General features: G+C 44.6%; 20 protein-coding genes. 6 read left to right on the forward strand and 14 right to left on the reverse strand.

Annotated features, from left to right (window positions below):
* Positions 1-226: 226 nt before the first annotated feature.
* The 5 genes from B5G00_RS02955 (at position 227) to B5G00_RS02975 (ending at position 6,287) form a co-directional block, all read left to right on the forward strand.
* The gene (locus B5G00_RS02955; RefSeq protein ID WP_087268231.1) at positions 227-1,342 is read left to right on the forward strand and encodes a helix-turn-helix domain-containing protein; all 1,116 of its coding nucleotides are present in this window, start codon (positions 227-229) and stop codon (positions 1,340-1,342) included.
* Positions 1,343-1,355: 13 nt separating this feature from the next.
* Positions 1,356-2,270 carry an ABC transporter ATP-binding protein gene (locus B5G00_RS02960; RefSeq protein WP_087268234.1) on the forward strand — a complete coding sequence of 305 codons (915 nt, stop codon included), beginning with the start codon at positions 1,356-1,358 and terminating at the stop codon, positions 2,268-2,270.
* A complete protein-coding gene (locus B5G00_RS02965) occupies positions 2,267-3,052 on the forward strand; it encodes an ABC transporter permease (RefSeq protein ID WP_087268237.1) in 786 nt (261 codons plus the stop codon). The genes B5G00_RS02960 and B5G00_RS02965 overlap by 4 nt, the downstream gene beginning before the upstream one ends.
* 74 nt (positions 3,053-3,126) lie before the next feature.
* Positions 3,127-3,858, forward strand: a complete 732-nt coding sequence (locus B5G00_RS02970) for a LytR/AlgR family response regulator transcription factor (protein ID WP_087268240.1) — start codon at positions 3,127-3,129, stop codon at positions 3,856-3,858.
* Positions 3,855-6,287 (forward strand): CPBP family glutamic-type intramembrane protease, encoded by a 2,433-nt coding sequence (locus B5G00_RS02975; RefSeq protein ID WP_087268244.1) that lies wholly within the window; start codon positions 3,855-3,857, stop codon positions 6,285-6,287. Before B5G00_RS02970 ends, B5G00_RS02975 begins: the two co-directional genes overlap by 4 nt.
* 8 nt (positions 6,288-6,295) lie before the next feature.
* Here the strand turns inward: B5G00_RS02975 and B5G00_RS02980 are convergent, their stop codons facing one another.
* The 6 genes from B5G00_RS02980 to B5G00_RS03005 form a co-directional block, all read right to left on the reverse strand.
* Entirely contained in the window at positions 6,296-6,934 is a 639-nt protein-coding gene (locus tag B5G00_RS02980) for a GyrI-like domain-containing protein (RefSeq protein WP_087268247.1), read from the reverse strand.
* 11 nt (positions 6,935-6,945) lie between these two features.
* Entirely contained in the window at positions 6,946-7,866 is a 921-nt protein-coding gene (locus B5G00_RS02985) for a helix-turn-helix transcriptional regulator (RefSeq protein WP_087268251.1), read from the reverse strand.
* Between the two features lie 301 nt (positions 7,867-8,167).
* Positions 8,168-9,190, reverse strand: coding sequence for a C45 family autoproteolytic acyltransferase/hydolase (locus B5G00_RS02990; protein ID WP_087268254.1), 1,023 nt, complete (start codon positions 9,188-9,190; stop codon positions 8,168-8,170).
* Positions 9,191-9,285: 95 nt separating this feature from the next.
* Positions 9,286-9,708: a HEPN domain-containing protein gene (locus tag B5G00_RS02995; protein ID WP_087268256.1), complete on the reverse strand. Its 423-nt coding sequence runs from the start codon at positions 9,706-9,708 to the stop codon at positions 9,286-9,288.
* Positions 9,693-10,046 (reverse strand): nucleotidyltransferase family protein, encoded by a 354-nt coding sequence (locus tag B5G00_RS03000; protein ID WP_087268259.1) that lies wholly within the window; start codon positions 10,044-10,046, stop codon positions 9,693-9,695. The genes B5G00_RS02995 and B5G00_RS03000 overlap by 16 nt, the downstream gene beginning before the upstream one ends.
* 112 nt (positions 10,047-10,158) lie before the next feature.
* Complete coding sequence (locus tag B5G00_RS03005; RefSeq protein ID WP_087268262.1) at positions 10,159-10,986, reverse strand: histidinol-phosphatase HisJ family protein; 828 nt, start codon at positions 10,984-10,986, stop codon at positions 10,159-10,161.
* A 226-nt stretch (positions 10,987-11,212) separates the two neighbouring features.
* Here B5G00_RS03005 and B5G00_RS03010 point away from each other — a divergent pair, with 226 nt between their 5' ends.
* Positions 11,213-12,148 (forward strand): D-2-hydroxyacid dehydrogenase, encoded by a 936-nt coding sequence (locus B5G00_RS03010; protein WP_087268265.1) that lies wholly within the window; start codon positions 11,213-11,215, stop codon positions 12,146-12,148.
* A gap of 78 nt (positions 12,149-12,226) precedes the next feature.
* On the opposite strand, the gene B5G00_RS03015 is transcribed toward B5G00_RS03010, so the two are convergent.
* From B5G00_RS03015 to B5G00_RS03050, 8 genes are all read right to left on the reverse strand, one after another.
* Entirely contained in the window at positions 12,227-12,586 is a 360-nt protein-coding gene (locus B5G00_RS03015) for a YccF domain-containing protein (protein WP_087268269.1), read from the reverse strand.
* A 13-nt stretch (positions 12,587-12,599) separates the two neighbouring features.
* Entirely contained in the window at positions 12,600-13,022 is a 423-nt protein-coding gene (locus B5G00_RS03020; RefSeq protein WP_087268272.1) for a hypothetical protein, read from the reverse strand.
* A gap of 354 nt (positions 13,023-13,376) precedes the next feature.
* Positions 13,377-14,255 (reverse strand): methylenetetrahydrofolate reductase, encoded by an 879-nt coding sequence (locus B5G00_RS03025; RefSeq protein WP_087268274.1) that lies wholly within the window; start codon positions 14,253-14,255, stop codon positions 13,377-13,379.
* Between the two features lie 41 nt (positions 14,256-14,296).
* A complete protein-coding gene (locus tag B5G00_RS03030; RefSeq protein ID WP_087268278.1) occupies positions 14,297-14,914 on the reverse strand; it encodes a methylenetetrahydrofolate reductase C-terminal domain-containing protein in 618 nt (205 codons plus the stop codon).
* 1 nt (position 14,915) lies between these two features.
* A complete protein-coding gene (gene rsxC, locus B5G00_RS03035) occupies positions 14,916-16,877 on the reverse strand; it encodes an electron transport complex subunit RsxC (protein WP_087268281.1) in 1,962 nt (653 codons plus the stop codon).
* A 288-nt stretch (positions 16,878-17,165) separates the two neighbouring features.
* Positions 17,166-17,456 (reverse strand): MerR family transcriptional regulator, encoded by a 291-nt coding sequence (locus tag B5G00_RS03040; protein ID WP_087268284.1) that lies wholly within the window; start codon positions 17,454-17,456, stop codon positions 17,166-17,168.
* A gap of 125 nt (positions 17,457-17,581) precedes the next feature.
* Positions 17,582-17,944 carry an NAD(P)H-dependent oxidoreductase gene (locus B5G00_RS03045; RefSeq protein WP_330396304.1) on the reverse strand — a complete coding sequence of 121 codons (363 nt, stop codon included), beginning with the start codon at positions 17,942-17,944 and terminating at the stop codon, positions 17,582-17,584.
* A complete protein-coding gene (locus B5G00_RS03050; protein WP_087268290.1) occupies positions 17,911-18,831 on the reverse strand; it encodes a DUF362 domain-containing protein in 921 nt (306 codons plus the stop codon). Before B5G00_RS03050 ends, B5G00_RS03045 begins: the two co-directional genes overlap by 34 nt.
* Positions 18,832-18,843 lie beyond the last annotated feature (12 nt).

Here is an 18,843-nt window from a genome sequence, read left to right on the forward strand (position 1 = left end):
TCACACTCTCTGCTGTTTTACAAGATATTTTTATTGTTTTTCGATAAATAATTATTGTATTTCAAAATTATCCTATTATAATACAATACCTTTTCCGCCGATTTTTCTTCTGAAGTTTCCTGTCAGTTGATTTTTTCTACCAAAATTGAATTCTGCTCCATTGCAGCTGCTGGAGTTTCCATGTAAAATATATTGCAAAAGATAAGAAAATTCGGGGGTAAAGCCTATGAAAGAAATACATCTTGGCCAGGTTCTGATAGAAAACCGCCGTCAAAGAGAAATTACACAGGAAGAGCTGGCCCGGTTTCTGGGTGTTTCAAAAGCCGCCGTCTCCAAATGGGAAACCGAAGCTGCCTATCCCGACATCCAGCTTCTTCCCCGACTGGCCTCTTTTTTTGATATTACCATCGATGAGCTTATGGGATATGAACCTCAGCTTAGCCGGGAAGAAATACGCCAGATCTACTGCCGCCTGTCAGAAGCTTTCACCGTCCTTCCTTTTTCAGAAGTTCTGGAGCAGTGCAGAGAATATATCAGAAGATACAGTTCCTGCTATCCTTTTCTCTTCCAGATCGGTGTTCTCTGGGTCAATCATATAAATCTGACACCTTCCCAGGAGATTAAAAACGCTCTCCTCAGAGAAGCCACAGAACTTTTTAAGAATGTGAAAACCCAGGCTGAAGAGCCCGGCCTTATAAGCGGTGCAGTGCAGATGGAAGCTTATTGCCTGCTCCTTTGCCGCCGTCCCAAAGAGGTCCTGGACCTTCTTTCCCCCAATCTGTCAGACGCAGAGATAACTGGTCCTTTTGAACCTCTTCTGGCTTCTGCATGGCAGATGAGTGGAAATGTAAAAGAAGCCAAACGAGTCTTGCAGATTGGTATTTACAGAGCTCTTCTGTCCCTTGTAAATCAAATGTCATCTTATATCAGCCTGTGTTCAGATAATCCCGAAGCTGTAAAAGAAAGCTGCAGAAGGCTTCAGAATCTCTGTGATTCTTTTCATCTGGATGAACTGCATCCGGGGTTCCTGCTTTCCTGCTATATTACCATGGCCCAGGGCTTCCTTATTGCAGGTGAAAAAGAAAAGGCACTGGAGACGTTAAATAGGTATACCCGTCTGGCTGCAGGGGAAATCTATCCTCTGAAGCTCCATGGGGACAAATATTTCTATCTGCTGGATGAATGGTTCCGGCAGACCTCGGTTCTGGGCGATTATCCCCCGAGAAATGAAGCTGTCATCCGCAGCAGCATCGTTCAGGCTTTGGCAGATAATCCTGCCTTTGCTTCACTTTTAGAGGAGCCATGTTTTTTGGAAATGATCCAGAAGCTAAAGGAAAAATAGGAGGAAAATTAATATGGAAAGGATTCTTTCAGACAATCTTTCAAAAACCTATCCCGGAGGAAAACAGGCCTTATGTCACATGAGCCTTTCCCTTGGGGCCGGAGAGGTCTTTGGATTTTTAGGGCCAAACGGAGCTGGAAAAACCACTACCGTAAAACTTCTTACCGGGATTCTTACCCCTACAGAAGGGTCCTGCCTGGTCATGGGATATGATCCTTCCAAAGAACCTGAGAAAACTCATTCCCTGACAGGCGTAGTTACGGAGCACGCCCAGATGTACGACCATCTTACGGGCCTGGAAAATCTGCTGTTTTACGCCTCGGTTTTTAATCTTTCTCCCCAGGAGGGAAAAGACCGGGCCCGGAATCTTCTTGAGCGTCTTGGCCTTTGGGAGGCAGCCAAGCAGCCTCTGGCCACCTATTCCACAGGTATGCGTCAGAGACTGTCCCTGGCCAGAGCTCTTATCCATGATCCTCAGGTCCTCTTTCTGGACGAACCCACTTCCGGCCTTGACCCGGAAAGCGCCCAGAGCGTAAATTCTCTCATCCGGAATCTTGCCCGGGAAGAAGGTACCACAGTTTTTCTCTGTACTCACCAGCTCCGATATGCCCAGGAACTCTGCACCCGGTACGGACTTATTGAAGAGGGAAAACTATTGGCCCTGGGTACTCTGGAAGAGCTGCAAAAACAGGTCCGGCAGGGAGCCCTTCTTCAGATCTCTGCTGCAAATATCCCGGAAACTGCAGCTTTTCGCAAAATCGGAGAGATGAGATACGAAAAAGAAATTTTATCTAAGGAAGAGGTCCCAATTCTCATCCGCCAGATCGTGGAAAGCGGCGGGGACATTTATTCTGTAGAAACAAAATTTCCCTCTTTAGAAGATATCTATTTTTCACTGACTGCCAACAACAAGGAGGAGCGGAAATGAACAAAGCTATGCAGGCCGTTATTAAAAAGGATTTTCAGAGTGTTGCCAGTAACCGCCGTCTTTTTATTTCTCTTCTGATCGTGCCTCTGGTCCTTACTATATTTCTTCCCAGCGTTTTTGTACTTAGCGCTTATTTTGTGCCCGATGATCCGGACATTCAGGCGATGCTGAAACTGCTGCCCGTATCCCCAGGTTCGGACAGTACATCCCTGCTCCTGATGGACTTGATTTTTAACTATATACTTCCCGTGTTTTTTCTCATCATCCCTATTATGGCCTCTTCCATCATGGCGGCCAGCTCCTTTGTAGGCGAAAAAGAAAAACATACTCTGGAAACTCTGCTCTACAGCCCCCTGACTCTACATCAGATTTTCCGCTCCAAGGTCCTGGCCTCCTTTCTTCTGAGTATGCTGGTATCCTTATTTTCCTTTCTTGTCATGACCATCGTGGTAGAAGCGGAAATCCTGTTTCTTTTTGGAAGTTTTCTTTTGCCAAAGATAAACTGGCTGATCCTCCTGGCTCTCCTCTCTCCCGGAGTTTCTCTCATAGCAGTGACTCTTATCGTAAGAGGTTCTGCCAAGGCCCGGACCATGGAAGAGTCTCAGCAGGGAGCAGTTTTCCTGATCATGCCGGTGCTCCTGCTCATAGCAGGACAGTTTACGGGAGTAATGCTTCTCAACGCCTGGATTCTTCTGATTCTGAGCTTTTTATGTATAGGACTGGCCTGGCTGCTTCTTAAAAAAGCTGTGAAAGGCTTTACCTATGAAATGCTTTTGAGATAGTTTTCTTTTGTCTCTTGCTGTGATACAATGATGAACACAAAGTTAACCGACAAGTACAGTATGAGGGAAAGAAAATGAAAATAGCGGTATGCGATGATGACCTTATTTTTCAAAGACAAATAAAAGAAGAGCTGGACAGGTACTACCGCAGCCTTGATGTTCTGATAGAAGTTTTTTCTTCAGGTGAAGCCTTACTGGAAGCTGTCTGTGCAGATCCTTATGGTTTTTTCTGTGTCTTTATGGATATTGAAATGCCTGGAATAGACGGTATGGAAACCACCAGAAGGCTCCGACTGCTGAACCGGAACCTTCCGGTGATTTTTCTCACCAGCCACCGGGACCTGGCTATGGACGGCTATGAACTGAATGCCTTCCGTTTCCTTGCAAAGCCTGTGGAACAGGACCGTCTCTATCGGGCCCTGACTGATCTGGAGGCAGAAACTCAGGACCAAAAGCGAATCCTGGTTACAAAAGACGGCAGAGAATTATTTCTGCCTATAGGGGATATTCTCTATATAAAAAGTGAAAATATTTATCTTTCTCTTGTCACGGCAAATGAATCCCATTTAATCCGCAAAAAGCTGAAAGAGATTCTCCCTCTCCTCCCTTCTTCCATGTTCTGTCAGATCCACCGCAGTTATGTGGTGAATCTTCAAAAAATAATTTCTTACACAGGCAAGGCTGTAACTATGGAAGATCAGGCAGTCCTTCCTGTCAGCCGCAACCGCAGAGAAGCCTTAAAAGAGGCTATTATCCACAGTATGGCCGGAAGAGCCGCCTGGAAAACCAAGGAGGAGGGATTATGATTATATTGAAAATTTTCAGCAGTGCTCTGGGGCTTATACAGCTTATTTTAATTCTCTGCCTTTTTGCCCGATACATTTATCTGGAAAAAGGGTTTTCTTCCTCAAAAAATCGGCAGCTTTTCTGGGGTATCACAATTTTCATATCCTTTTTTTATGGAATATTGGATAAAGTCTTCGGTATTACGGACGGCTTTCTCTTGCTGACTGTAATTTTCCTGTTCTTTATCTATATATTCCTTACCAGGGAAACCAGACGCATCCGGGGCATCTTTCTGTTATTTCCCATACTTGGATTTGTTTTTTCCATATTTTTATTTCTTGTTCTTATCCCGCTTCTTACAGGACACTATGACTTGGAGACAACCTCTGAATGGTATCCACTGGAAGATATTCTTGTGTGGATCCTGCTGCTTGTTTTCTATTTTGCAGGCAAAAAATGGCGAAAACAATTGGAAGAAAACGGAGGCAGCCGTACCTTAAGTCCATGGGAAAAGCGGCTCCTGAATTGCTCCGGTCTTTTTCTTCTGGTCCTGGTCATTATGCTGCTTTCCTTCCGTGATATTTTTACAGTTCAGGAAGAGGGATTGACCTTTCTTCTGGCAGGAGGAATCAGCACTCTTCTCCTGGATCTCTCCATCTTATTTCTGGTCCTCCAGGGAAACCAGAAAAGATACTATGAGCAAAAAGCTCTGGAAAATGAGTATTATCTTCAGGCAGAGCTTCGCTATTTCCAGGCCCGCCAGCAGGAACAGGATATGGTACGCCGTATCCGCCATGACATGAAAAATCACCTGTTTTGTATCCAGGACCTTCTTTCCAGAGGAGAAAAAGAAGAATTGGAAGCTTACCTTGAAAAGCTGAACGCCGGTTTGTCCAAAAAGGCCGGAGAGATATCTCTTGGGAATCCTCTGGCAGATGCCATCTGCTGGGAAAAAGCCCGCATTGCCGCTGAAAAAGGATTTTCCATTACAGCCGACGGAAAGATTTCTCCAAAGGCTGTCCTTCAGCCCATAGATATCTGCACAATTTTTGCCAATGCCCTGGACAATGCTCTGGAATCTCTGGAAGAGACCGGACTTTCTGCTCCCTGGATTCATATTGGGATCCAAAACCAGGGCAGTCTTCTCTGCCTGGTTTTTGAAAATCCTGTACCGGAAGAGTTTTCTCTTCCAAAAGAAGGCAAAACTTCTAAAAATCCCCAGTATCATCAGGGAATTGGCCTTTCCAATATCCGACAGACGGCAGAAAAGTACCAGGGCGGCATTCATACAGAGATTTTATCCCAGGCAGAAGAAAAAACCTTTCGTCTGGAGGTCCTTTTAAATACAGCCTCTTGTCATTCACAACAAAATTCTGGCAGTTCACAACAAAAAAATACTGAGGACAAAATTTTTCCTTTATCCTTATCTCAAAAGAATGAAGGGAGTATGTTTATGAATGAAAATTTAGATCTGAAAAATTCAGACGAAAAAATCCAGAGAAAGATGGTTAAAAAAGAAACTGGAAAAGTGGCCCGGCGGGTATTATTTTATAATCTGATCCTTATAGGAGTAGTCTTACTCTTTACAATTTTTCAGAGTGTAGGATTTCTCCTTCAGTTTCCTGATCTGGAGCCTACCGCCCAGGCCGAAGCCTCCTTTATGGAACGTATCGGCTCCTCCGGCGTCTCCAGTATTGCAGGGGTCCTGGTAGGTGTAGTCCTCTACTTCCTATGGGAAAGAAAAGCCGGTACTCACCGGGAAATTTTCCGTTCCAAAAAGAAAATAAGGCCGCTGGTTTTCCTGGGGCTTCTCTCTGTATTTATGATGGTGCAGCTTCTTTCTTCCATTGCCTCCGTAGGAATGGAGGAGCTCTTCCATCTGTTTGGCTATTCCATGGCAGAGTCTGCGGCGGCAGCTACAGGAACTTCATCCACTCTGTCTATGTTTTTATATGTAGGAATTGCCGGACCCGTGGCAGAAGAACTTATATACCGGGGCTTTGTTATGCGGAGACTGGAAAAGTACGGCTCCTTCTTTGCCATACTTTTCTCATCCCTGCTCTTCGGCATCATGCATGGAAACCTGGCTCAGATATTTTTTGCTGCTGCAGCAGGATTGATTTTCGGCTATCTGGCTATGGAATATTCCATCGTCTGGTCGATTCTCTTACATATCCTGAACAACCTGGTATTTTCCGACTTGCTTAGCCGGTTCACCGAAGGCCTGCCGGAAGCGGCGGCCAATCTCATAAGCTACGGCACAATGGGAGTCTTCACGGTAATCGCCTGCATATTCCTTTATAAAAAGAAAGATTCTATCCGGGCATGGCTGAAAGCAAATCCCATTCCAAAGAAGTACTGCATCTGGGCTTTTACCGGATTCTGGTTTCTGCTTTTTACCGTACTGGAATTTATCGCTGCTTTTGCAGCCCTGACACCTGTGAAATAAATCTTTTTTCACTGTACTGATTTTAAAACTGGCTGCCGGATGACGGTTTTCAGGTTCTCAGGCTTACACCTGCGCACGTCGCTGAGATAAATCTCATGGTGAAATCTCCCCTGGGAAAAGTCCGGCTCATATCCTTGTTCCCGGGCATGGTCCTTCATTTTTTCAAGGGTCTCGGGTTCATTGTCATAGGGGCCTATGTGCATACACTGAACACATAGCCCCTCGTCATAGGTAAAGAATTCTACCTTTGAAAAATCCTGTTTCTTCTTTTCTTCGGCCTCTTTTAATGCCCATTGAAATTCCTCTTCTGTAACAAATTCTGGCAGCCGGATCAGAGAAATCCATTGAAAATCTTCCTTTCTTGTATAATCGATTCCCTCTTTGCCTTCCTGCCACCAGAAGCCTTCCAGAGGTGGAACCACATAATCAAAATAACCTGCCATCTTATGGCTGCCCATTTTACTCATCTTAATGGTATAGGCCACTCCATAGAGAAGTCCAATGGATTTTTTATAGGCACCGCCCTCTTCATTAGGATTTCCCTGGCCGTGGACCGCCAGAAAATTCATAGGTGGAATTTCTATGATCTGAGGTTTCTTCGGGGGCAGATAAAATTCTTTGTATTCCTTTTTGTAATCAAACGCCATTGCTTTTCCTCCTACATGGTATCGAATCCAGTTCTATATTTCTTCAGCATACCTTTTAAAGAATCCAGGATTTCACTGCGGATTTCCTCAGGCTCCAGCAAAACCACCTGCTCCCGGAAAGTGAGGAGCCAGGTAACAAGATTTTCTTTATCTGTATAATCTGCCCGAAACAGCAGTCTTCCGTCTGGCTGCTCCGCGAAACACCCTGGGCCAAACTCTTCCACCAGCCGCCATTTGCAGGAAGGTTCAAAAAGAGCCTTTACCTGGATGCCCCCTGGAAATATTCTTTCATTGCGAAGGTCTGGCAGAGGTGCAGAACGTTTCTGGAATTCTTCTTTTATCTCCAGGCTTTCCATACGATTCAGTTTAAACAGCCGGTAGTCCTTCCGGTCTTGACAATATCCCCACACATACCAGCTTGCCCATTGGAAGATCAGGTAATAGGGCTCTATACATCTTCTGGTCTCTCCTTTTGGAGCAAAGTAACGGAAACACAGCAGCCGGCAGTGGTCCATGGCTTTTCGTATCTCTGCGATTTTAGGAGTCAGCGAATCCTTGTACCAGGAGGATAGGTCGATCAGGATGTTCTGCCCTCCCGGTATAAGGGCAGAAGAGCCTGCCGACAGTTTTTCCATGAGCTGGGCAAAATGTTTTGTTCCGCTGACGCTGTCCAGGCTCCGCAGTCCTGCCAGGATTTCCTGCATATCCGAAGAGGTCAGCAGGGTATTGTCTAATTTATAGCCTTCCATTATGGAAATCCCGCCCTTTGGCCCCTGGACAGTCTGAACAGGTATGCCTGCCCTGCATAAATCCTCTATATCTCGATTTATCGTCCGTCTGGATACCTCAAACTTTTCCGCCAGATATGGAGCCGTAACCTTTTCCTGCTGGAGCAGGATTGACAGAATCCCGATCATACGGTCAATTTTCATGCTCTCACCTCTTTTCCCAAATCCTGATTCTCTGCTGTTTTCCTAAAGTATACCATGATATCCGTGACAACAGTATGTCATGTTTCTTTTTCTGATTTCTTTTCCGAAAAAAGCCATGCGACCAGGCCGCAGTTTATTTCAATCCTATTCCCCGTAATTTTCAAGCTTCCTCTCACAAATAATCAGTGCCATAGTAAAAGAAGACTATCAGTCAAATACTGATAGCCCTCTCTTTACGCTGCCCTGACAGCAGCCTACAATACATCTTTCATAACAACAGGCAGTTTGCCAAAGGTGCTGTCTATTGTTTGTTGGGTTGAAACACTACCCTTTGATCTTCCTGGTATACGCATCTTGCCGGATTTCCTTCTGCCCTGTATATTTTGTGATGCTTCAGGTCATAGATTACAGACCAGACCGTATCCTTTCCTGTGTCTCTGTCATACTGACAGATAAAACCTTTTTTCCCTGACAAAAGTTCTTTTGCAATAGAAATATCCATCTGCGGAGCTTCCCGGCTTAAAGTTTTCTCCATGGTCTCATATCTCTGCGAAGAAAGCCAATCGTCCACTTCCCCTGTATTCCATTTTTCCAGCTCCGGCGAATGAAAACGGTTGACCGTGCATACATAAGGCCGCTCCTCTTCTGGTTTCCGTATATGGATACCATCTGCACAGCACTCAATCACAGAGATATCTCCCGTCAGGTCAGCTACTGTAAAGGTCTGTGCTGAAGCAATAGGAATTTTGTACAGCCATTTTATAACTTCATCTACAGTACTGCATTTTTCCAGGAAAAAGCGAAGGAGCATGCCGGAATTCATTCCTGGCTGTATATGTTTTGAAAATACAGAGGTCATGCCCACAGCCAGTCCCCTTTCATTTATTCCGTCTTCCATTTCCAGGAAGGCCGTTGTATTACCGTTAAATCCATAGGAATCTGAGGTAAAATCGTAAACCACATTTTTATTGAATTCTTCAATTTCCGTCAGAAAATCACTGTTCCGTCCAAGGAATAACTGCTCCTTGCTGGATACCGCAAAGCAGGAACAGTGTTCTGCCGGAGGCATGGCATACATACTGAACAACACTGCCTGAATCTTTTCAGAGCTGCTTTTCTGCCCTTCTGAAAGTCCCCGGATTTCTTCCAGTATTTCCGGGAAAAACTTCTCATAAACGGGACGGCACTGCCTTCCAAAAGCTATCCTCTCTTCTGTAATAGGAAAAGGCACCTGATCTAAAATATAATTTCCGTAACCTGCCAGCAGAGAACCCCACCGAAAACCGATTTCATAGTGGTGCCCTTTAAATCTTAAATGATTCATAATAAACTCTCCTTTATCAATAGTGAGAGCCGCCGGCAACTCTATGTACAGAGTAACGGAATATAAATTTATTGTCAATGCTTTTCACTTTTCAGCTATTCTCTGCTCTGAATGAACTCATCCACTGCTTTTTTGCATTTTTTTACAGCTTCCACATACTCCTCAATATCTTCTTTTTCTACTACAATGCTTTCATCTCCCGGATATCTTGTAGTAAAATACAATCCATTAACAAGGTTCAAGGACTGACGGTCTAATTTTATATCCGGCAGATAGCTTAAAATATATTTAGAAAGTTTTGTTAAGTTATGGGTCCTTAATAACTCTGTCTTTTTTGCATTTTCGTTGGAATCATTTGGAACAATATACTCTTCAATGATATGTTTTAAATATTTTTCGCATGTTTCCTGTGCCATTGCTCCCATGGCATTTCCTACTAAACCCTGTTCATATGCTGCTATTAAAAAATTAAAATTATTATCTGCGAAATCATAATATGTCTTCAGATCTTTTGCCATATTTGTTTTCCTTCCTGCAAAATATTTCTATAATAAGTCTGGCTGCTTTTTTTCCAATCATCTCCAAACACAACCTTCAGATCTATCTCTGGCGCATCTATATCTTCTTCTGTTATGCTGCCTTTTAAATATATGATTTCTCTTTTGATTTCACGATTTCCTTTTTTCTCAGGATCAAGAACAAGCAGAAGATCAATATCACTGTTCCATTTTTCTGCTCCACGGGCGGCACTGCCATAGATATACAATTCTTTCACATAGCGGGCAAGCCTGGAACAAAGTATTTTCTGCTCTGCCAAACGCAAAGCTTTATCATGCCGTACACTTCTCAACTCCATCCTTTTGCCCCCTTTCTAAAAAAATTATAACATCGAAAAGTATTTCTGTCATTCCATTTTTATCTTCTCCTGCTCCTCACCCAGATAGTTTATTTCTAAAAAGAGTCGGACATTACAGACTGTGGTAAATGGGACTCATGCCTTCATAAGTGCAGAAATACCGAAATCCCAGGTCCCTCAGAAGCTCTTTTGTCTCTTTGATATATGCGCCAAGCTGTTCCGGTCTGTGGCTGTCACTGCCGATGGTCAGGATTTTTCCGCCCAGGTCACGATAAAGCTTCAGGATGTCTGTGGAAGGCATGGTATCCTGCAGCCCGTATCTGTGAGAAGAAGTATTAATCTCAATCCCCTTTCCCTCAGCAATGACAATCCTCAGAATTTTTTCTACTATGGGTTTTATTTTTTCAAAAGGGTAGATTCCCGCCTCATCGTACCTTGCGATCAGGTCCATATGGCCCAGTACGCTGTAATTTTTGTACTTCTTTATTACAGCCAGAAGTTCCTCATAATATCCCAGGTTATACTCCTCCTGAGTCTTTCCTTTCTGAAAATCCTGGGTCCAGAATTCTTTATCTTCTACCTGATGAATGGACAGGATAATAAAGTCAAAGGGATATCTTTGAAAAAGACTTTCAAATTCTGGAACCGTATGCCTCTGTACTCCAAATTCCATGCCGATGCGTATCCGGATTTTATCTCCCCAGTTCTCTTTCATCTGCTGAATTTTTTCCATATATCTGGGATAATCTACATTGGCTATGGGTTCACCCATCCGGTAGCTGATCTCCCCCTGATCCCAGTCTTTTTTTACTCCGTAATCTACATGATCTGTGATACAGATTTCTTCCATTCCCATCTGTACAGCATCTCGGATCACATCTTCCATTGGATAAACAGAATCGTCACTGAATTCTGTATGTACATGATAATCTGCAAACATTTATAAACCTCCCTGTCTGGAATACAGCAACACCTGACTGCTGTTTCCGGCATGATTTTATATACAAATTTTAACCTGACCTTTCCTGCTTTTCTATCAGCTTTCTGGCCGGATATATAAATATCCTGTAAATATACAGTTTCCTCTATTTGTTATGCCGCCAAAATTTTGCTATAATGGAATACAGTAAGTATAAACTGTAAAGAAAAAGGAGAACGCTGTTGATATGAAGATCGTATTTTTAGACGCGAATACCCTGGGAGAAGATATTGACTATTCCCCCTTTCAGGAGCTTGGAGAAGTGGTAAGATATCCTTTCAGCTCTTCCGAAGAAGTTCCCCAGCGTGTTCAGGATGCAGACGTACTTGTAGTTAATAAGGTTATGGTCAATGAAAGCACCATCTCCGCTGCCCAAAACCTGAAACTGGTCTGCGTCACTGCCACAGGCACCAACAATCTGGATAAAGATTACCTGGCTCTTAGGGGAATCCAATGGCGAAACGTAGCCGGATACTCCACAGAATCTGTGGCCCAGCACACCTTTGCTCTGCTGTTCTATCTTCTGGAAGGACTTCGTTACTATGATGACTATGTGAAAGAAGGCCATTATGTGAATGACCGTATTTTTACCCATTTCGGCCAGACTTTCCATGAACTTAACGGGATGACCTGGGGAATCCTGGGACTTGGGGCTATAGGCCGGAGAGTGGCGGATATTGCCAGTATGTTCGGCGCCAGGGTAATCTACTATTCTGCTTCCGGAGCTCCTGCCCAGGAGGGGTATCATCAAGTAGATTTTAATACACTGCTGAAAGAATCGGATATTCTCTCCATCCATGCCCCTCTGAATCAATATACGGAAGGTCTCATGGACCGGGAAGCCTTTGAAAAAATGAAAACTTCAGCTATCCTCCTGAATCTGGGAAGGGGGCCCATTATCCGGGAGGCTGATCTGGCTCAGGCTCTGAATGAAGGTAAGATCAAAGCTGCAGGCCTGGATGTACTGTCCAGTGAACCTATGGCACCTGACAGTCCTTTCCTGTCCGTAAAAGATAAAAATCGGCTGCTGATCACCCCTCACATAGCCTGGGCTGCAGTGGAAGCCAGACAGAGACTGATGAAGATCATCGCTGGGCAGATCAAGGATTTCTTTAACTTATAGGGAACAGATTCCTGCTCCAGGACTGCAAAGAATCCCGCCTTTTCATACAAAATTCTGTAATGAAAAGACGGGATTCTTTTAATACACTTCAGCACCGAAAGGCATCAGCGCCAGCTTGGCCAGCTTGAAATGCTGAAGGCCAAAGGGAATACCGATAATAGTGATACACAAAAGCGCGCCCAGAACACAATGCTCCAGGGCCAGAGGCAGGCCGGAAAGGATCAGCCACAGAATGTTCAGCAGAAAAGACCCTGCTCCGCCTCCGTACTGTACTTCTTTTCCAAAAGGAAAGAAGCTGAGTCCTGCAAACTTAAAACACTGAATCCCTATAGGTATCCCCACAATGGTGATGCACCAAAGACACCCTGCCAGGCACCAGCTCAGGCCGCTTAATGCGCCGCCAAATACAAACCATAATAAATTTCCAAGACAACCCATTTTTATTCCTCCTCTACCATTGCTTCCTGAGTTTTTCTAAAAGTTCTTCTACCAGCTGGATTCCGTCCTCCACATCTTCCCGGGTATTCTGGATCCTGGAATAGACAAGATAGTCTGAGACTGGATCATCAAAGAAAAAGTCCGCAAAGGAAAGGAAACTTCCAATCTCCATTCTCAGATCCAGGGATACAGGAACATCTTTCAGTTCTCTTTGAAAAATTTCCAGATCCTTTTTTGCCCGGGTAATAAGCCCTGAGGCAATTTCCATTTTCGAGTGCTTGATAAATCCAGTAAAAGCACCCCCTCCGAAAAGATCCAGAAGGCCCCAGTTCTTTGCGCTGTTCAGCGTATCTCTTAGGATATAAAGACTTTCCAAAGCCTTCTCTCCTGCAGCTTCCGCCTGCTGTAATTCTTGTTTCAATAATCTTTCTGTCATTTTTCTCGCTCCTTCTCATCTGCAAGCTTCTGTAACAGACGTCAGGAGTATTTGGTTTTTATGATAAAAGAAAAAGACTCTTATCATGACGTCTGTCACAATAAAAGTCTTGCTATCTCATTTGCTACGGGTGCCTCTCGGCACCGATTGACGATTACAAAACCATCCTTTTGGGATGTTCAGCTACTCCCTTTCCATTGCTTGTATAAAATTTAGCACATTAACTTCCTGTTGTCAAGAAAAACTTAAAAATGACACCGGATTCATGAAATGCATAAGATATGAATCCGGCGCCATCATCTTGTAATTATATTCTCTCATCCTGCTGCTGTTCTTACAGCAGATTTTCTGGTTTTAAATTCCTGCTGCCTTAAGAAGTTCCGGTACTTTAGATTCCCATCCCAGAGCCATGATATGTACGCCCTGGCAGTAAGGCTTACATTCTTTGATAATGCGGGCTGCGATTTCTACACCGGTGATTCCGGCTTTTGTCTTCTCTTTATCTTTTTTCAGCTCTTCGATCATCTCATCTGGAACATGGATACCGGCAACATTATTGTTCATGAATTTAGCCATTCCTGCTGATTTTGGAATGATGATTCCCACCTGTACAGGTTTTCCAAACTGTTTTGCCTTTTCCATGAATTTAATGAATTTCTCCGGCTCAAAAACTGCCTGTGTCTGGAAGTAATCAGCTCCTGCCATTACTTTTCTTTCCATTTTTGCCAGCTGTGCGTCAACAGAATCACTGCATGGAGATACAACTGCGCCTTTTGCAAATTTCGGTGCCTCACCGATGAGTTCGTTTCCTCCCAGGTCCACGCCTTCTTCCAGTTTTTTCACTGCATGGATCAGAGAAACAGAATCCAGATCAAAAACTGGTTTTGCCTGTGGATGATCGCCCAGTTTTGTATGGTCTCCTGTGAGAAGAAGAAGGTTCTCGATTCCAAACATTGCTGCGCTTAAAAGGTCAGACTGAAGGGCAATACGGTTCCTGTCACGGCAGGTCAGCTGATAGATAGGTGTCAGACCTTCGTCTTTCAGGGCTTTGCACATAGCCAGGGATCCCAGACGCATAACAGAGGACTGATTATCAGTTACATTTACTGCGGTAATGCCGCTTAAATATGTTTTTGCTTCTTCCAGCAGATGCTCTACATGAAATCCTTTTGGCGGTCCAACTTCCGCAGATACAACAAATTCACCACGCTCAAATAACTCCGTAATTTTCATGATACATTACTCCTAATCCTTAAAATTTTTACATTCCTGTTTTAAACTTCTTCATCTGTTGCAAAGTTCCGCACCTGGGTTGGGCATTTTAAAACATCCAGACGTCCGATCTGCTCAAGCCGTCTGTAAATACGCTCCCAGCCGCATTCCATGTCGCTGTCCACTTCACATCTGCCGTTTTTCGCACCGCCGCACTGGCCGTTGACCAGACTCTTTGAACATGCAGTGATGGGGCAGATTCCTCCAGTCAGATTCAGATAGCACTCTCCGCACTGATCGCACTTGTATTCCAATGGGGTTACGCCCTGGAATCCTGGCAGCGGGCAGGTATCGCAGGCTGCGCATACCTTTTTCTCTTCCAGATAAGCGGCAACAGTCTGTACTCCTACGCCGCAGGAAAATACGAGCACTACATCGGCAGCTTGGATCTCACTCATATGTTTCTGGAGACGGAGCTCCATATTTTCCTGATTGCATATGTAATCCGTAGTGAGAATTCCAGTCACCTTTCCCTCAGCGGCTAACTCTTTCTGAAGCTCCCCTGCTTCTTTTTCCGGAAAATGAACTTCCTTGCAGCCATGGCAGTTAATGATAAAAACCTTTTTTCCTTCTACCAGACCATCAATTGTCTCTCTGGCTTTTAATTCGGTAATCAACATATCACTTCATCCCCCTTACTGCATTTTTTCCGGCTTTGATCTTGGTGACTAAAGGAATCTTGGAAGAGCAGATATACTCACAGCACCTGCACTCAATACAATCCATAACATTTTTATCCTTCATGCCCTGCCAGTTCTGCTCATCTGCAAATTTTGCAAAATACAGAGGAGAAAGTTCCATAGGACATACATCCATACAACGTCCGCACTTGATACAAGGCTGCTCAACGGTATGATCTGTATCCACGGCAATGATTCCATTGGAACCTTTCATGATCGGAACGTTCACATCAGAAAGGACAAATCCCATCATAGGACCGCCGGCCTTAATGGTAACGTCGTCTCCTGTCACGCCGCCGCAGTAGTCAATAAGATCTTTTGTATTGGTACCAATCTTTACAATGTAGTTGCCAGGGTTTTTAATTCTCTCACCTGTCACAGTAACTACACGCTCTACTAAAGGCATACCCTTCAAGATTGCGTCTGCAATGGCCTTTGTGGTACTGATGTTGCTGACAACACAGCCTACATCTGCAGGCAGGCCGCCGCTTGGAACTTTTCTTCCTGTTACACGCTTGATCAGCATTTTCTCAGCGCCCTGAGGATATTTTGTCTTAGCTGTTACAACTTCAATATTATCTAAGCCCGCTGTTTTCTCATTCATAAGCTGGATAGCGTCCGGCTTATTGTCTTCAATGACGATCACGCCTTTTTCTGCGCCTACGGCTTTAAGGATTGCCTGGAGACCATAGATCACATCGTCTGCAAACTCCAGAAGCACTCTGTGGTCTGCTGTAAGAAGAGGCTCGCACTCACAGCCGTTCAAAAGAATGGTATCTACCGGTTTTGCAGGTTTTAACTTCACGGAAGTTGGGAAGCCTGCACCGCCCATACCAACGATCCCGGCCTCTTTTACGATCTCCACGATCTCATCGGGAGTCAGCTCTTCCAGACCTTTACGAGGCTGAACAGATTCGTGAAGAGTATTTTTTCCGTCTGAACGTATAACTACAGAGAGGCATTCTCCCCTTGTGGCATGTCCATGATTTTCGATGGCAACTACGGTTCCGCTGACACTGGAATGTACCGGACTGCTGATAAATGCCGCTGCCTCACCGATCTTCTGTCCTACTTTAACAGTATCTCCCACCTGTACTACAGGATTAGCCGGAGCCCCTGCATGCATGGACAGAGGAATCACTACTTCTTCCGGATCCGGGAATCTCTTAAGAGCCAGATGTTCTGTAAATTCCTTCCTCTCTGAAGGATGAACGCCGCCGTAATAACCTTCCAGACGGTCTGCACGAGTGGCTTTTACATAATCATTGACAAATTTGAAGTTAATCTTTGAATAATCTCTCAGCTGGATAGGCTGATTCAAAAATTCTTCAAGGCGTCCCTGTTTTTCCAGTCTTCTATATATTTTTTCCCATGCACAGTCTTTATTGCTGTCCACTTCGCATTTCCCGTTCTTCGCACCGCCGCACTGTCCGTTGACTAAACTCTTGGAGCAGTCAACAATCGGACAGACTCCGCCGGTTATGTTCAGGTAACACTGGGCACATGCATCACATTTCCGCTCTGTAAGAGCCATACCATGATAGCCTGTGTAATTCAGTGAATTGCTGGCCGCATACACAGGTTTTCCTGCCAGATCTGCAACTGTCTGGATACCCAGACCACAGGAAATCACAAAAACATTCTCTGTGCCTTCCGGGATCAGATCCTGAAGTTTCTTTTCTGTCTGGATCTTGTTGCACAAAAAGTCGACTCTGGCACTGCCGGTCACTGTCTTTCCATTTTCGGCAGCAATTTTTTCAAACTCACCACATTCTGGCTCCTCAAGTGTTTCAAATTCCTTGAAGCACTTGTTGCAGGCAATAATGAACAGGTTGTCTTTATCGGCCAGTACAGATGCCAGTTCATCATTACTTTTTAACTTGTACTTGGTATAATTTTCCAATTGCCTTACTCACCTTCCTTATATTATATTCGGAATTTTTATCCTTATCTGTTTTTTATTTTCTCCTCTGTATTTTGAAGAAAATAATAATCAGCAGTCAAAAACCCCGCTGCAAGCTGCGGGGTTTCTGGTCTGTGGGCGCTGCCCAGGGGATAAGTTGAGACATCTCCTGTTCATCGCTCACAGAAATAAAATAGCCTGCTAAGGATATGTCTCTAAGATAACATATTTTCGCTAAATTTTCTAGTCCAAACCTTCTTTTTGTCGTAAAAAACGCACAATTTTTTCTTATACTACTTCTACAGGCAGATGAACCGCTCTGTGACGGTTCAGCATTTCTATGCGTCTTTGTTCTGTTTCTGTTCCCATCAGCAGCAGACGCATATATTCTTCTACTTCACTGCTTTGAAAACCAATCTCATAAAGCGTCATGATCAAGCTCAGATATTCAATATCCTGATCATCATACTCTCTTACTTCCGGCATTGGTTCCACTGTGTCCCCAAATCCCCAGTTCTCATATTCTTTCAGTATTTTTTCTGGTATTTGATAACGCTGTCTTACTTCCTGAATTGTCATTTTGCTTCCTCCTGTCTGCCTATTTCTCCAGAAGTATCTCTCCACCTTTTGATTTTTTCAATCTTTTCTTTTCCCAGCTAATTACAGTGTTCCATTAATTGGTTACTCTGATCACTAAGCAGTAACTACAGCCGGTTTCCCAGTTTATACGCCATTTCCGGATACTGACTGTGTTTTGTCATGGACGGTGTTCCGCAGCCTCTTCCCAGCACCATGCCCTGCTCCTGCAGATCCAGGTATCTGACCAATGTACGATAATGGCTCTCCAACGCATCAAATGTCCAGTTGTCGCTGTTCCATGCCACTGTGAGAAGAGCCAACTTCATATGCTTTCTGGTAATGCTGCTGTTATATGCACAGAACCGGTCCACCACAATTTTAAGCTGTGCCGACATTCCGTAGTAATAAAGCGGTGTGGCAAAGACAATCATATCAGCGTCCAGAACTGCCTTCCTTATGCCTGATCCAGAGCCACCGGATCGTAAGATGCAAGGATCCCGATGTCATGCATATCCGGCTCAGCAGGATTCCCGTCGCAGTCACAGTCCACAGATAGACGGTTCATGACATTGATATAAAGGATATTGCCGTCCAGATAATCCACCACGGACTTTCCTGCTTCCGCCATGGACTCCAGGAAGGCATCCTGATCTCCGCCCCACATACTTCCGCCAGTACCGCCGCTGTGGATATGGGACTTGCCTTCCGCAGAGGCAATACCTATGGAAATATTCTTAATGGCGCCGCCGTATCCCGCCATGGAATGTCCTTTAAAATGAGGCAGCACAACATAATACTCATAATCTGCAAAATGACTTCCCACATAATTCTCTTCCAGGTTTGTGCCTCCGGTCACGGGCAGAGTCATGGAACCGTCCTCATCCATGATGTCCACATCTGCGATCTCAGTATATCCATGGTCTTCCGCCACCTGATAGTGCATGGCTGTATTGGCACGTGAACCGCCGTATGCCGTATTACATTCCACGATGGTGGGATCATCAAAGGACTGCACCAGATCCCCGATCAGGTCTGTACGGAGATAGTTGCTTCCCGGCTCTCCGGTGGAGAGCTTCACTGCGATGTTTCCTTCCGGTGACGCCTGAAGGGCTTCATAGACTGCGATCAGCCCGTCCGAACTGATATCTGTGGTCATATAAACAGCCGGAGAGCCCGATGTATTGTCTGTCCCGGAAATATCAGCAGATGAGCCGCCCGCTTCTTCCTGCATATTCCCTTCTGTATCATCTTCTTTCTGTGTGGAAATCTCTCCAGATGTATCTTCTGTCGGTTTTTCTGTTTCCTGGCTGCAACCGACAAACACGCTCATGGCAGTAATGGCGGCAATCAGTGTACTCACAACTTTTTTTCTCATAGGTCCTCCTTT

The sequence above is a fragment of the Blautia sp. An46 genome (assembly GCF_002161645.1).
GTDB classification, from domain to species: domain Bacteria; phylum Bacillota; class Clostridia; order Lachnospirales; family Lachnospiraceae; genus Blautia; species Blautia ornithocaccae.

Excerpts from the sequence above, each read along its gene's own strand:
- B5G00_RS02955 (WP_087268231.1), top strand. The coding sequence starts at position 227 with ATGAAAGAAATACATCTTGGCCAGGTTCTGATAGAAAACCGCCGTCAA.
- B5G00_RS02960 (WP_087268234.1), top strand. The coding sequence starts at position 1,356 with ATGGAAAGGATTCTTTCAGACAATCTTTCAAAAACCTATCCCGGAGGA.
- B5G00_RS02965 (WP_087268237.1), top strand. The coding sequence starts at position 2,267 with ATGAACAAAGCTATGCAGGCCGTTATTAAAAAGGATTTTCAGAGTGTT.
- B5G00_RS02970 (WP_087268240.1), top strand. The coding sequence starts at position 3,127 with ATGAAAATAGCGGTATGCGATGATGACCTTATTTTTCAAAGACAAATA.
- B5G00_RS02975 (WP_087268244.1), top strand. The coding sequence starts at position 3,855 with ATGATTATATTGAAAATTTTCAGCAGTGCTCTGGGGCTTATACAGCTT.
- B5G00_RS02980 (WP_087268247.1), bottom strand. The coding sequence starts at position 6,934 with ATGGCGTTTGATTACAAAAAGGAATACAAAGAATTTTATCTGCCCCCG.
- B5G00_RS02985 (WP_087268251.1), bottom strand. The coding sequence starts at position 7,866 with ATGAAAATTGACCGTATGATCGGGATTCTGTCAATCCTGCTCCAGCAG.
- B5G00_RS02990 (WP_087268254.1), bottom strand. The coding sequence starts at position 9,190 with ATGAATCATTTAAGATTTAAAGGGCACCACTATGAAATCGGTTTTCGG.
- B5G00_RS02995 (WP_087268256.1), bottom strand. The coding sequence starts at position 9,708 with ATGGCAAAAGATCTGAAGACATATTATGATTTCGCAGATAATAATTTT.
- B5G00_RS03000 (WP_087268259.1), bottom strand. The coding sequence starts at position 10,046 with ATGGAGTTGAGAAGTGTACGGCATGATAAAGCTTTGCGTTTGGCAGAG.
- B5G00_RS03005 (WP_087268262.1), bottom strand. The coding sequence starts at position 10,986 with ATGTTTGCAGATTATCATGTACATACAGAATTCAGTGACGATTCTGTT.
- B5G00_RS03010 (WP_087268265.1), top strand. The coding sequence starts at position 11,213 with ATGAAGATCGTATTTTTAGACGCGAATACCCTGGGAGAAGATATTGAC.
- B5G00_RS03015 (WP_087268269.1), bottom strand. The coding sequence starts at position 12,586 with ATGGGTTGTCTTGGAAATTTATTATGGTTTGTATTTGGCGGCGCATTA.
- B5G00_RS03020 (WP_087268272.1), bottom strand. The coding sequence starts at position 13,022 with ATGACAGAAAGATTATTGAAACAAGAATTACAGCAGGCGGAAGCTGCA.
- B5G00_RS03025 (WP_087268274.1), bottom strand. The coding sequence starts at position 14,255 with ATGAAAATTACGGAGTTATTTGAGCGTGGTGAATTTGTTGTATCTGCG.
- B5G00_RS03030 (WP_087268278.1), bottom strand. The coding sequence starts at position 14,914 with ATGTTGATTACCGAATTAAAAGCCAGAGAGACAATTGATGGTCTGGTA.
- B5G00_RS03040 (WP_087268284.1), bottom strand. The coding sequence starts at position 17,456 with ATGACAATTCAGGAAGTAAGACAGCGTTATCAAATACCAGAAAAAATA.
- B5G00_RS03050 (WP_087268290.1), bottom strand. The coding sequence starts at position 18,831 with ATGAGAAAAAAAGTTGTGAGTACACTGATTGCCGCCATTACTGCCATG.